Here is a 14,673-nt window from a genome sequence, read left to right as displayed (position 1 = left end):
TAAATTGATGTTGATTATTATTATGTTGCCTGTGCTAGTCGAGTCTAAATAAAATAGAGTCATCGTAATATCATGCGTAACTGGTATAAGTTTTTCTGGTCTGCTGCGAGCCTGCCGACAGAAGCCGCGAAAAATTCATCCCAGTACTGCTGTCGCGTTTTTATAACGAGCCTACAATAGGCAATAGCGGCCCTGAGCTTCGATTAAAAGCTAGGGTGCAATAAAACATTTAAGAAGTGGGGGATGACAGCAGGCTCTAGTGCTATGGTCGCGATAATCCCAAATGCACCGCCCCAGAGGTGAGCCAAATGATTGATATTGGAGCCGCCTTTATGATTGGCATATATGCTATACGCTACGTAAGCGATGGCAAAGACAATAGCAGGAATAGGTACGACGGCGAATAGATAGAGCATGTCCCATGGTGCCATCAAGATATAAGCAAACAATACGGCAGAGACGCCACCTGAAGCACCGAGACTTAAATACATAGAGTCTTTACGGTGCTGAACATAACTGGGCACAATAGCGACTACAATAGCGATAAGATAGAATAATATAAAACCTAGACCACCAAAGTACTGAGTATAAAATCTTTCAATGGCGCGGCCAAAGAAGTAGAGCGTAAACATATTAAACAGTAGATGCATACTGTCTGCATGAATGAAGCCATGCGTCAAGAATCGATACCATTGACCTTTTGCGACCGCAGGTGGATAGAATATTAGGCGGTTAAATAGTGCTTTACTTTGCCAAGCGAGCAAGCTGATGATAACCGTCACTATAATGATTAAAGTGGTATGATCAAAGTTGAACAAGAGTAAATCCTTCAGGCTAATTTTTAACTAAAAAACATCAATGGTTGGTCTTAAGTCGCTACCATAATCTTATTGCCGAGAGCGCGATTATTAGGCTAAAAGCGCGAGTAGTTTGACACACTTAGGGGATATATAGCATAAATCGTTGGTCTAGATAACGAAAGCGCACAAAAAATAACTCTTATGCTGTCTGGACAAATGACTGAGTGCTACACTTTATTGCTTCAAGAGTTACATACTTTAGGCTATTAAAAATAAATAATATTTTAAAGTTTGTACAGTAGGCTCGGCTCTATTGCATAGCCAATCAGTCTATTAGCGATGAGCAGCTCAAGTATAGATTTAGGTAAGTGTGGTCCGAGGGCAACCCTTTACGGACTGAGTGACTTACTATAAAGATTTTTCTATGGCTGAGATATAACGGTTAATTCGTGTCCTATCTGCGGTTAATTGTCGTATGGTGCAATTATGATAGATTGACTATAATTAGAATTAGTATAACTGGATAAGATGCTTAGCAATTTTAAACTTCTATAAAACTGGTTAGCGGTCATAATATAGTTTGTCATAATCAATCTAGCCATAGCCATATCTAGCGGATTGTGTTTAGACCATTATGCTGATGGACAATTTACCAGATTGTGTAAGTAGACTTATTATACAAGTAGGCTTAGTGAGTAGAGAGCAAGGCGCTAGCGGCTCTGCTAAATTGCTATTTGGCCGACTACTTTTAGATCATTTTCCCACGGTTTTTAAAACTTATATATGACCCTTATTAAACATCTAACCGACCATGTCACTCCACAGGTATGGAGCAGCAGACCATTAACTGAGGATGCTGATCCTTTTTATGAGCAGCTATTACTTGAGCAGTTCTATGCCATTGTTATGGCCAGACTCGAGGAGCAGTCTGTGGCCGAGAGCATAGCCACTCAGCTAGCTGACCCTGCATCTAGGTTAGAGCGTAATAGAGAAAATAATGATTTATTGAATAATGATAGGCTGCAAGAGGACAGCCCCTTTAATCAGGCTGCCAAAGATTTATTTGCTATATTGTGGCCTGATGCAAGGTCACGTCAGCAGATTATAGCCTCTCTTGCGGACACTTATTATACTTCGTACGCGCATACCTCTCAGTTAATAAGCTTATCATTACCACTTCTCTACGATGAGCTTAACCGCATCAGCCAAAGCAAAGAGATATCTGTTCATCAGCTGGTCACGCAGCAGATAGAGACCATTCGTGCTTATGTGCCATCATGGGCCCTGCCATTTACACACAATGCTATAACTGATATCGCTATTGTTGACTCACCAGCTGTTAGTGCCATTGATAATAGTGGCGTTGATGACAGTGCTGCTATCAGCTCTATCACAGAGAGTCTCAATAAAGTCATTCCCAGAGCCTCATTAAATGAGCAACATCATTTTGCAGACGATGGCCCACGCACTGAACCACTGGTAGATAGCCCAACCTCCATACTTACTCAATCATCGCCATTAGCTGAAGAAAGCCATGCTAATGAGTCACTATTTGCAGATCAAGATATCCGCTCTACAGTTGAGACAGATATCAGTGAGGATACAGCGGTACACGCCAGTCCTAATGAGTACCGTGACGATTTAAAACCGCCCAGCTCAGTAGCGTCTAAAAAGGCGTCAAGCCTCGTTATCTTGCGAGTGCTAATAGCAGTGGCAATCTTCAGCGGTCTCATTTGGTTAGCACTGCGCTACTATCAGAATGCCACTAACACCGCGCCTCAAGAGCCTCAGGATGAGATAAGTGACGTTAATACAGTACCATTGCCACAAAATGAAGCATCACCGACTACGGCCACAAGCTTAAGACCAGTAGAGCTGACGATAAAAATGGATATCAATCAGCTGTATGTCTGTCAAGGGATAGTCGGTAATGAAGCACTACAGGGGGCAGTACTACAAGCACTGCACAGTGCGATGGCTGATCAAGCGGGACAGTGCCAAATCACTATCGACCCAGAGGTGGCTACTGAGATGTCCAACTTGCATAGCCTATCTCAGATAGTGACTGTCGTTCAGTCCGTGCCCTTTGCCACGCTTGAGTTACGGGGTAATAATCTCAGCCTATCCGCACCAGATCCCAATGTGCTATCACAAATGACAGCACAGATTCAAAGTATAGCGCCTGCAATCCATATTGAAGTGTTAGCGCCTATTGAGCCGAGCGGCACTATTAATGCACCGATGGGATCAGGTATCGCACCTAATATGGATGGGCAATTAAATAACGCTAATTCAATGCCGCCTATGACCGAATATCAGCCGAATGGCAGTGTGAACGCAAATATGAACAACTACTACGAGGGTAATAGCCAATTGCAAGATGATGCTTCTCAGTATGGCAGCCCGAACCCAAATATGGACCAATCACGCTCTGCTATCCCTAACACTGGCGCCCCAGAGGATCAATTCCCGGCTAATACTGGATCAGGGAACGATGCAGACAGTATCTCGGAAAAAGAGTTGGAAAACATGCTCAATACAGTGATTGAAGTCGCCCCTAATTAAAAGCTTTATGAAGAATTAATTGACAGCGCTACTTATCGAATCATTAATAAAACTAAACAAAGGATGCTAAAAAGACTTATTTTAATAGACTTAAGTTTATAATCTAATTAAAAGTAACAAAATAAGTTACGTGGTTTGACGCAATCACTACTTAAAGTAGCAATTGCACAACATCTAACTTATTGAGTACTCCCCAGTTATGTCTCTATAATCAGTATAATGGTTACATAACCAAGTATGAGCATTTGACTTAGAGCTTGTATGTGCACTAAAAATTTAGTCACTAAATCATGTCATTAGTGATTATGAGGGATTGTTAAGAAAAATTGAACCTTGGATTTTTATTACTTCTCTTGATTTTGCCTAATGACGGTTTTTGAAAAACTTAGTAGGTAATGCTAGTTAAAATTGGCATTGCTCTTCTAAAGATATTAACAACTTATTATCAACTATAGTGACAGTGCATCAAAAAAGTTTTATTAAAATAGAACTCAAACACTTATTTTCTGGAGGAGCAAATTTATGGATATTATTAATCATCTGGCCCGTACCGTAACCCCTGCTGTATTAGGGGACAACCGCACGCCACAAAATGAGAGCCTACTTGAGCAGTTCTATGCTATCTTCGCTGCCCGGTTGGCAGACAACGATACTTATAGCCGCTTCTCAGGTCAAGAGATAGCTCGTGATGATGCTGGCTTTTATGATCGAGTTTGGACAGATCAGTCGCATCGTAGCAGCATCTCTCGTGAGTTGGCGAACACTCATAAAGTAGACGAATCTTCAGTTCAAGGTTTAGTAGCCGCTGCGGCGCCGCTTGCTTATCATGAAATTAGTAGCTTAGCCGGTAGTACACCAGTACCACAGTTTTTGCGCGATAACCTATCGACCTATCGTAGCCACATCCCAAGCTGGGCGACGACTGTGGTTCCTGCAGGTGTCCTAGTAACTGATCAGACCACAGCAGCGCCAGCAGGTGAACGTATCTCTGATACGGTCAGCACCGCCCCGCTACAACGTGAAGAAGAAAAAGGTGGTAGCTTCATGAAAGCCTTACTGCCAATTATTGGTCTAATTATCTTAGGTGCTTTGGCTTGGGCATTGCTTAAAGGCTGTCAAGAAAAGCCTGAACCTGTCGCTACACCAGTGGTCACTGAAGAAGTCGTGGACAATGATACCCCTGTTGCAGCAGTAGCAGCGGATGCTGAGCCTGCGTCGCTTCGTATCGCTACGGGTGAAGACAATATGCTATATGCATGTCGTATCAATGCCGGTGACCAAGCTCTTAGTGATCAAGTCATGGGCGCTATGCAGAATGTCTTTGGTGACGAAGCCGCTAAATGCCGTGCAGACGTAGATGATAGCTTTGCTACTGATATGCCAGCTGCTGAGCTACTTTCCGCAATCTTGCCTATCGTTAAGAGCTCACCAAACGCTAGCATGATCATTAAGGGTGATGAAATTATCGTCAACTCTCCAGATGCGGCGTCGTTAGATCAGTTAGTGTCTGATATCCAAGCTGCTGCACCGGGTATGAAAGTGACAGCGGAAGGTCCACTAGATCTACAAAACGAGATTGACAATAGTCTAGTTGCTGCTGATGCTGCTATCGATAGACTGGGTGAAAACCCAGATCCACGTGATGTGGCTCGTGCATTAAGCTTGCAGGTTATTAACTTTGAGCTTGATAAAGCCTTCATTCCTGATGCTAACAAGCCATTCCTTGATCGTGCTGCCAAGATCATTCAGCAAGTGCCGGATATGGAGCTTATGATTATCGGTCATACTGATAGTCAAGCTTCAGATGCTTATAATATGGAGCTGTCACGTGAGCGTGCAGAGGCTGTTAAAGAGTATCTAGTATCAAAAGGCGTAGATGCGAGCAAGCTGCAAACTAAAGGTATGGGCGAGAGCGATCCAATCGCTGACAACTCTACTGAGCAAGGCCGCTTCCGTAACCGTCGTATTGAATTCACTGTCTATGATGAAAGCATGGCAGCCGATGACAATGGTATTGCCGTAACTGCTGGTAATGGCGGTGATGTGGGTATGGGTACAACGGTCAAAGATGGTGTTAATTCTGCTGTTGCAACGGCTGGTAGTGCTGTGAATTCAGCAGGTAACGCCGCTCAGAATGCAGGCAACGCTATTGTTAATGCTGACCCAGATCTTAACCCACTAGATGGCAACAACGATGACTTGCTTCCAGATAGTGATGATCCTACTCAAGGTACTGCTCTAGATCCTAAAGCTAATCAGTAATTTAAGGTTCTAGAAGTCGCTCGCTTATTGCCCAAAGTGGGGCAATAAGTAGACAATATAAAAAGACCGCCCCATTTGATTGAGGCGGTCTTTTTTATGGCGTCAGTTTTGCATCTTTAATACCGTGTTTTTAACATTGTGTTTTTAACTAGGTGTTTTTAACTAAGTATTATGTTTTTCACTAGGCCTTACGGTGATAGTCTGTTGGATCACTGTCGGTATTGCTGCCCGTAGCCGTTAGGATACCATCGGTATCTTGCGTGGGAGCAAAAAATGCCGCTTGAACATTTGCCCTAGCTTGCTCCCAATAGTCAAACTGACGGCAGGTAGCTTCAAAGTCAGCTTGCCACTTAGGAATCTTGCCACACAGCGCCCGCAGTCTATCTTGGTCTGGATAGGGAAGCTCTTGCGCACTGAGAGCGGCTTCATGAGCGGCGATGCGGTCATTGCAGACCAGTGCCATATCACAACCAGCTTGAATAGCAGCTTTGACGCGCTCACTTACGCCGCCTGCGGTATGCGCGGCTTTCATAGACAGATCATCTGAAAATAATACCCCATTAAAGCCCAACTGTTCGCGGATAATATCTTGAAGCCAGTGAGCAGAAAAGCCTGCAGGCTTATCGTCAACTTGCTCAAAGATAACATGGGCAGGCATCATGGCATTAAGCCAAGGTAGGGTATTGATAAACGGTTGCATATCTTGCGCTTTGATTTCAGCAAAGCTTCGTGAGTCAATCGCCTCAGCCACATGGGAGTCGGGCGCCACTGAGCCATGACCTGGGAAGTGCTTGGCGGTAGTAGCCATGCCAGCCGCCTTCATACCCTGCATAAACCGAGTCGTTAGTGCCGTTACCACTTCAGGATCGGCATGAAAGCCGCGATCACCGATGACCTGACTGATGCCATCAAGATCTAACACGGGCGCGAAGCTCAAATCGATGCCCACAGCCAGCACTTCAGTAGCCATAAGATAGCCGCAATCATACGTCAGCTTGAGCGCTGAGCTTGGGTTTGAATTAAAACGCTCGCCCAAGCGTCCCATAGCTGGCAGAGGACTAAACCCTTGTCTAAGCCTTGCCACGCGGCCGCCTTCTTGATCAACCCCGATCAATATATCAGGGTTGTGGTGACGAATATCATCACAAAGCTTGCGTACTTGCTGAGGTGACTCGACATTGCGCGCAAACAAAATTACTCCGCCGACCTGTGCCTGCTTAATTAAAGAGATATCATCTGCGGTTAGGGCTGTATTGCCCACATCAATCATTAATACACCGAACATAGTTGTTTATCCTTGACCCTAAATCATGCGATATTATGACAGCTCTGACGTGCCTGCGTATACACTATGCCAAAGTTAGGACAAACTATAGTATGATAAATATCCGTAAGTATTGACATGATTCTGCTAACGATAACTTTGGAGAAGCTATTTAGACGCTATTAACCACATATCATTTAGGGTTAGATCATTTAACGCTAGGTTATCCCTAGCTCAAGATAAATAGCTTAAGAAAAATCACTATAGGTAGCCAGCTATACAACGGACCTATTATAAGCCTAATGATTACTGATAAAGGGGCAGCATAACTCTTTAAGAGTTGACATACAGATTGGTCACATTGGCTCCAACATTCTTGTGATAACATTCATAAAAATCTGCAACTAATAGCCTGAATATGAATAACCTAGCGCCTAAAAACTAAGCCACTAATAGCTTTGAATTTAATAGCCTAAATTTTAGCTAAATAGAATTAAGCCTTAGTAAGTTTAGGCACTCAAAAACTAGGACTAAAAAGTGGGCGACAGGCCTAAAGAGCTGAGTCGTAAATTCAAGAACACAGTAGATAATCACTACGCTAACGTTTTGGTAGCTTACCGTCAGTTAGCATAATCACTCACTTGTATGACAGTCTGAGGCTAAAATTATAATTACGCCCTATGGCAAACTCAATCAACGATTAATGACACAACGAATTAGGTAACAATGATGAAAAAACAATCTACACAATGGTTATTAAGTGCTGCTGCCGTCGGGGTCGCTGGGATCGTCTTTTCTCAAAGCTATGGCGTAGCAGTCGCTAAGACAGATATGGATGGCTTTCAAGTCACTCCCGAGCAGCAGATGACCACACGACAAGTGGCCGCTTTATTAGACCGAAGTCACTATCTCAACCAGCCACTTGATAAAGAGATGGGCCGTAAGATACTGGCAATGTACATTGATAACTTAGACCCTAACCACACATTATTCTTGCAGTCAGATGTCGATGAGTTTACCAAAAAGTATGGCGATAACTTTGCCGAACGGCTAAAACGCGGTGACTTATCGGCGGGGGTCGCTATTTTTGAGCGCTATCGAAAGCGCTCAAATGAGTATTTTGAGCTGGCGAAAAAACGCCTCAATACTAAAGTTAATCTAAAACGCAATGATACGATTATCTTAGATAGAGAAGACGAGCCACGCTTTAAATCTGTCAAGGCTCAACGCGACTATTGGGAGCGACAGATCGCCTTTCAGCTGATGAGTATCACCTTAGGTCAAGAAGATGAAAAGGCCAAAGAGAAGGTATTCTTAGATAATCCTGATATCACCCGTGGTCAAGATCTCGTGCGCAATGATCAGCGCAGTCCTAATGAGATATTGCTCAATCGTATCACTCGGCAGCAAGCACAGATGCAGCGCTTAAAAGATGATGAAATCATGGAGACCATCTTGAATACAGCGATGCTGACTTATGACCCACATAGCAACTACTATGCTCCTATTCAAGCGACTGAGCTACAGATTCAGTCTAGCTTGCAGCTTGAAGGTATCGGGGTGTCTATTCGTCCAGACCGCAAAAATCCTGATTATACCCGTATCGTCACCTTAGTAGATGGTGGTCCTGCTGCTAAGACAGGACAGATTAAGCCTAATGACTTAATCATCGGTATCGCAGAGGATGGTAAGACCATGCAAGATGTGGTGGGCTGGTCCACCCGAGAGATCGTCGCGCTTATTCGCGGTAAGCGTGGTACTTCTGTCACCTTAAAGGTACGTCAACCTAATGCTCCAGAGGCTAGCGCTCGTACAGTCTCTATAGTTCGTGATGTGATTGAACAAGAAGAGTCTGGAGTGAAGCACCGAGTGATAGAGGTTCAGCGCCCTGGTATTGATGATACTCCTAAGCGTATTGGCGTATTAGAGATTCCAAGCTTTTATCTAAACTACCGTGCTCGCCGTAGTGGTCAAGACTACCGTAGTGTCAGTATTGATACGCAGCGGGCGATAGAAGCGCTAAATAAAGAAAATATCGACGGTATGGTAGTCGATTTACGTAATAATCCAGGTGGCTCACTAGATGAAGTGGCAAGAATGCTAGGCTTATTCATTAAAGAAGGGCCATTGGTACAGATTCGAGACAACCGTGGTAACGTTCAAGTCTACAATGACGAAGATGGTGGCAAGCAGCTTTATGATGGCAAGATGGTGGTCATTACCAATCTAGCCTCAGCCTCAGCCAGTGAGATCTTTGCAGCAGCTATCCAAGATTATGGTCGAGGCTTGGTGGTAGGCAGTACGACGACGGGTAAAGGCTCAGCGCAGATTCAACTGGACAACTTAGCACTGGGTTCAGCGACCCTAACGCAGCGTAAGTTCTACCGCATCACTGGTGGTAGTACGCAGAATAAAGGCGTCGTACCTGATGTCGAGCTGGTGAATATCTATGATGATGCTACCTTTGGTGAGCGCTCGCAGAAATACCCACTTAAGTGGGATACCATTAAGACGGCGGCTTATAAGCCTGAAGGTAAGTTTTCCTCTGACACCCTAGCCACTCTTAATCAGCAGTCAAAGATTCGACAAACGACCAACCCACAATTTGTCTATCTATCGACGCTAAACAAAATCCGCAAAATGGAAGATGAGAAGAAGCCGATTAAGATAAATATCGACAGTCGCCGTGCGAAGATGAAGCAGATCGAACAACAGACATTAGCGGCTGAAAACAAACGACAGATTGATTCAGGGGAAAAACCGTACGCCAACTGGAATACCTATCAAGCGGCTATCGATGCTAAGTTTGAAGAGCGTAGCCAAATGAAAGCAGATGAGCGTCCTGAATTGCCTGAAGATGAGGCGTTTGTGAAGGAGGCGGCATACCTCATGCTAGATGCTAGCCCTAAAAGTCCAAAAGTTGCCGGAGAAGAGCTGGATAATGACTCAATAAAAATTGACGCTGAGACTAATAAAGCGGTTGTGGTCGAATAGGACAAGGGAATAAGGCGGTCGCATCAAGCAGTGGCATAGATAGTCACTGCTTGCTTGTCAGGCTTATAGCCTAATATATAAAGCTATAAGCTCGTCCTTTATTAAACTCATTACTGATCATATAAAAAAGCCAGCAAATTTGCTGGCTTTTGTCTTACTCAAGTGTCATGTCTGTCAATAGGATGGCTGCTTAATGAGGGTAATCAATAAGAGACATCGTAGTTTATGACATTGTTTTAGCAATTAGTGCTCAACGCCGCCAGCACCATGGACGTGACCATGGCTAAGCTCGTCTTCAGTCGCTGCGCGAACTTCAACGATATCAACATCAAATGTCAAAGTTTTGCCGGCTAGCGGATGGTTCGCATCAACAGTAACGGTGTCGTCATTGACGTCTTTAACAGTGACTAGCATCACTTGATCGCCAGACTGTGATTGGAACTGCATACCAGGCTGGATGTCTTCAACACCTTGGAAGTTAGCACGTGGAATCTCTTGAACTGCTTGGTCGTGGTACTCACCGTAACCATCAGCTGGGGCAACAACGGCGTTAACTTTTTCGCCAGCAGATTTGCCTTCTAATTGTGACTCAAGACCTGGGATGATATTCGCATGGCCATGAAGGTAGGCGAGAGGCTGACCCTCTGGAGACTGATCAATAATATTGCCTTCTTCGTCTTTTAGCGTGTAGTTAAACAAGACGGCGGAATCTTTTGTAATGGTAGTCATAAATTATCCTAAATTGTGTCTGATTATGAAAATGAATCGAAAAATTAACCGCAAATAAGAATGCAATCACTCAACATATAAGACTAGCATAAAGAGTAAGTACAAAAGTTATAACGGCCTTTTATTCGGCGATTAACGCGAATCAATCGTCTACTTTGCCAATTTATATGCATAACTTTAGCAGTTACCCCCATTAATAGCGATGGTTGCATACAGTTTCAAGGTAAAATGTTAAAAAGATGGTACAAAATTTAATTGACTCGTTACGAGCTCATAACTTTATTCTAGTAGCGAAGCGACAATTAAGGCTCTATGCTAAAAGCAGGTAACTGACTGAAAAATTACAATAAATCGAAAGCCATCATTTAACTTGGTCTTTAATAGCTTTTTGCCTACATTATCTTTTAGTGACGATATGGCTTAAGCTCATAAGTGATACCAGCAGAGTAGGCTATTTGACAGTCTTATTACTGGCTTGGCACTATTATAATCATAGCTATTTTCTTATATTTTTACCTGACATTAAGATACTATTATGACTACTACCTCCTTAACCGCCGCATCCAAATCTACTGATAATGCTAGCCGAGAGGCGACACTAAGTGCCGCAGCGATTCACTACCATTTAGATTTTGAGCGCTATACTCAGCATCTGGTGAACGTTCAGATCACCTTTGTGGCTCAATCGGCCGCGCCTATATTCTGGCTGCCTTCATGGATTCCGGGCAGCTATCTGATGCGCGAGTTTGCGAGGAATATTACGGCGGTTCAATATACGATTAGTGCGCCAGAACAAGAGTCAGCAGAACAAGATGTAGTTATAGAAATAGAAGATGCGGTAGAAGAAGACTTTGATATCGCGCTTTGCCGTGGTCAAAAAATCAGCAAAAACGAATGGCAATTGACGGAGGTCAAAGAAGGCGACCACGTCTGCGTCACCTATGAGGTGTATTGCTATGACCTATCTGTGCGTACCGCTTACGTCGATCAGTATCGACTGTACGGCAACTTTACCTCATTGGCCCTAACTATCGAGGGTCAAAGCCAGCAGCCCGTGCAAGTTACTCTTAGTGTGCCAGTGAGATTTTATCAAGATAAAGTAGCTGATAAGGTGACGCTGGCTTGTGGCCTAGCCGCGACTCACTTGCAGATGGATGATACTCACTATTATCAGCTACAGGCGGACAGCTATGAGATGCTGATTGACTATCCTTTTGAGCTTAGCGAGCAGCTAGAAGGCACGTTTATCGTCCATGATGCGCAGCAGAAGTCGCTGGTGCATCGTCTATTTATTGCGGGCAAGCACAATACCGATATCGCAAGGCTACAGCAGGATCTGGCGACCATCTGTCAATGCTATGTCAGCTGGCTTGGCGACACGCCGTTTAGTGACTATACCTTTATGACCTATGCTAGCGGCAATGACTATGGCGGCTTAGAGCATATCAACTCAACAAGCCTCATTACGCCGCGTCGGGATCTGCCCACAAATGAGCCTGTAGAGCCGCTTGAGCCTTATCAGCGCTATTTGGGTTTGTGTAGCCATGAGTACTTCCATGCTTGGTGGGTCAAGACCGTACGCCCTGATGTCATGATGCAGGTTGATCTACGCGCCGAGGCCTATACACCGCTGCTGTGGGTGTTTGAAGGCTTCACCTCTTATATTGATGACTTTATGCTGCAAGCGTCGGGGGTGATCAGTCACAATAGCTACCTTAAGCTACTGAGCGAGCAGATTAACCGCTATACCCAAACGCATGGTCGTCAGCTGCAAAGCGTGGCAGAGTCTAGCTTTGATGCGTGGATCAAGCTGTACCGTGCTGATGAGAATACCGGCAATGCTGGTATCAGCTACTATAATAAAGGCGCTTTAGTGGCATTATGCTTAGACCTATTATTGCTCAAACATAGCGATGGGCAGTATCGGCTCTTTGATATCGTCAAAGCCTTCTACACGCTAGCCAAAGAGCAAGGCAACCGCCGTATCGGTATGACCTCAGAGCATCTGGGTGAGGTTGTCAGTGGCTTTATAGACGCTCAGATTTGGGAGGATTTCATCAGCCATTATATTAACGGCGTTGACGCCTTGCCTATCTTTGCACTGCTAGAGGCCAATGGAGTCAAGGTCAGCGGCGTCAAGAAAGACAACACTCTGCCTTGGGGTATCCGCTGTGAAGAGTCGCCAGAAGGACTGAAGGTGAGCAAAGTACTGCGTGATAGTGTTGCCGCCGCCGCCGGACTGTCCGCCAAGGACGTTATCGTTGCCATCGACGGTATTAAAGCCGACAAAGCACAGCTCCAACATATCGCGGAGACTAGCTCGGAGCAAGTCACCTGTCACGCATTCCGCCGTGATGAGTTATTGACCTTCAGCGTGCCTGCAAAATTGACTATTGAGGACGAAGAGGGGCAAAGTCATGAGCTGCTTGCCAATCCAAGCCTAGAGAAAATCAGTCTGTCATTACAAAAGTCAGGCTGGGAAGCATGGCTGAATGTCTTTAATAAACAATAACGAATGGTAGCTAATCCCGCTTTTCGCTTGTATCTGCAAGTCTGAGCGAGGTAGTGGCTAAGGTTTGCCGTGTCTCTTGCTCCGCGTAGCCACGACAAAACCAAGCCCCTACAACTCGCTCAGCCCAGCAGGATACCGCTACAATCGGGGCTAAAAAGCCTTGCTATAGCATCGATTACTATTCATTTTAAACTTGGCTTTAGGATGAGACTTCGAGACGCGTAACCTCAAAAGGTTTGCTAACAGGTAGCTTTTAATTCGCGTTTATTTGACAGCAGCTAAGTAAATGGCAAGAGTAAACCAGTACTATTTAACTAAGTCAGCTTAACATGGGCATTGTAAGAGTGCTTTAATATGAGCAGTCTTTATATGGTAATTCGTCGCATTATACCGTCAGCTAAAAATAGCCGAGCCTGTATAAGCTAGCTCTTATTGTAGTCATTAGACTATCAGCTGGCTTCTGAAGCAGCAGCCGTGTCTGTCACACCTTCTAGCGACTCTGCATGATCTACTACTGACTCAGTACCATCAGCAGGTAGTAACCCCTCTTCATCTTCAACAGCGATAGGCTCAATCAGTCGCGGATTATCCTTAATACCTTGAGTGGCAAGCCATGCTCTAAGTGCCTCTATCTCACCGAGCTGCTCATCGATAATCTGCTCCGCAAGTGCACGCATCTCTTCATTCTTACCATATTTGAGCTGGATTTTTGCCATTGATTCAGCGCCGCGGTGATGAGCTAGCATCGTCTGAGCAAAGATAATATCTGGATTTTGTGCCGTCGTCCCTGCCAGCATTCTTTGATGCATCGCTTGCAGGGCATAGTGATAAGCCTGCCGCGCTTTAGTGGTGGAAGGCCCTACATCGCGAGTGTCGGGGTGCGAGGCCAGCCACTTACGTAGAGCATCAATCTCAACTTGCTCGGTGGTCATAATATCACTGGCCAGAGCGCGTAAGCTTGGATCTGAGCCGTAGCGCTGCTCTAGTTTGGTGAGATCTGCCGCGCCGCGGTGGTGCCCAAGCATACCCCGAGCAAAGGCCACATCGACATCATTGATAAAGAAGGTCAGCTGCACCTCTTCATGCATATGAGCAATAGCTTTATTATAGTGTTGTTGCACCTCGCTGATTTTAGAGGCGCTGGTATTAGAGGGCGGTTGCTCAGCTAAGTCATCTTGATCGCTGGGCAAGCTTGGCTCAGTTTTAGTCTGTGACTGAGCCTCCGTCGTTGCAGTGCTATGGTGACTATCGGCAGTGGGCTGGCAAGCGCTGAGTGTGGCGGCAGCAATACAGAGACTAAAAACAGACAATAAATATAAAGCGGGCGGCATGATAGATCCTACAATAATGCGGGGATGACGATAATCTAAATAGCCAAAGTAGTATGGCAAAAAAGCTTATTCATTATAATACGCGATACATGGCCTTTAAACTAGGGTCGAGTTTGACCTACAGTGCTAAACATTTGGATGCGTTATGTTTTTAATGAGTATTGAGTTGTCATCATTACTCTATATCGCCAGTCACGTCAAAGGCTGTTTGGGCAT

The 14,673-nt window shown here is 44.7% G+C and carries 8 protein-coding genes; 4 read left to right on the top strand and 4 right to left on the bottom strand.

All coding sequences use genetic code 11. From position 1 onward, the window contains the following. Positions 1–203: 203 nt before the first annotated feature. A complete protein-coding gene (locus EGV92_RS06250; protein ID WP_131668372.1) occupies positions 204–818 on the bottom strand; it encodes a rhomboid family intramembrane serine protease in 615 nt (204 codons plus the stop codon). A 765-nt stretch (positions 819–1,583) separates the two neighbouring features. Between EGV92_RS06250 and EGV92_RS06245 the strand changes: the two genes are divergently transcribed. Beyond that, positions 1,584–3,365 carry a hypothetical protein gene (locus EGV92_RS06245; protein WP_131668371.1) on the top strand — a complete coding sequence of 594 codons (1,782 nt, stop codon included), beginning with the start codon at positions 1,584–1,586 and terminating at the stop codon, positions 3,363–3,365. Between the two features lie 522 nt (positions 3,366–3,887). After that, complete coding sequence (locus tag EGV92_RS06240; RefSeq protein ID WP_131668370.1) at positions 3,888–5,627, top strand: OmpA family protein; 1,740 nt, start codon at positions 3,888–3,890, stop codon at positions 5,625–5,627. Between the two features lie 181 nt (positions 5,628–5,808). Here EGV92_RS06240 and nagZ read toward each other — a convergent pair whose 3' ends face one another. Beyond that, positions 5,809–6,912, bottom strand: a complete 1,104-nt coding sequence (gene nagZ, locus EGV92_RS06235; RefSeq protein ID WP_131668369.1) for a beta-N-acetylhexosaminidase — start codon at positions 6,910–6,912, stop codon at positions 5,809–5,811. A gap of 708 nt (positions 6,913–7,620) precedes the next feature. Here nagZ and EGV92_RS06230 point away from each other — a divergent pair. Beyond that, on the top strand, positions 7,621–9,885 hold the full coding sequence (locus tag EGV92_RS06230) for a carboxy terminal-processing peptidase (protein ID WP_131668368.1): 2,265 nt from the start codon (positions 7,621–7,623) through the stop codon (positions 9,883–9,885). A 243-nt stretch (positions 9,886–10,128) separates the two neighbouring features. Here the strand turns inward: EGV92_RS06230 and EGV92_RS06225 are convergent, their stop codons facing one another. Continuing rightward, on the bottom strand, positions 10,129–10,614 hold the full coding sequence (locus EGV92_RS06225; protein ID WP_131668367.1) for an FKBP-type peptidyl-prolyl cis-trans isomerase: 486 nt from the start codon (positions 10,612–10,614) through the stop codon (positions 10,129–10,131). A gap of 535 nt (positions 10,615–11,149) precedes the next feature. On the opposite strand from EGV92_RS06225, the gene EGV92_RS06220 reads away from it, so the two are divergent. Further along, the gene (locus EGV92_RS06220) at positions 11,150–13,126 is read left to right on the top strand and encodes a M61 family metallopeptidase (protein WP_131668366.1); all 1,977 of its coding nucleotides are present in this window, start codon (positions 11,150–11,152) and stop codon (positions 13,124–13,126) included. A 449-nt stretch (positions 13,127–13,575) separates the two neighbouring features. Here EGV92_RS06220 and EGV92_RS06215 read toward each other — a convergent pair whose 3' ends face one another. Beyond that, entirely contained in the window at positions 13,576–14,457 is an 882-nt protein-coding gene (locus EGV92_RS06215) for a DUF305 domain-containing protein (RefSeq protein ID WP_131668365.1), read from the bottom strand. Between the last annotated feature and the right edge of the window lie 216 nt (positions 14,458–14,673).

It is taken from the genome of Psychrobacter pygoscelis (assembly GCF_004335015.1).
In the GTDB taxonomy this organism is placed as follows: Bacteria; Pseudomonadota; Gammaproteobacteria; order Pseudomonadales; family Moraxellaceae; genus Psychrobacter; species Psychrobacter pygoscelis.
This window is presented reverse-complemented; position numbering and strand designations above follow the sequence as displayed.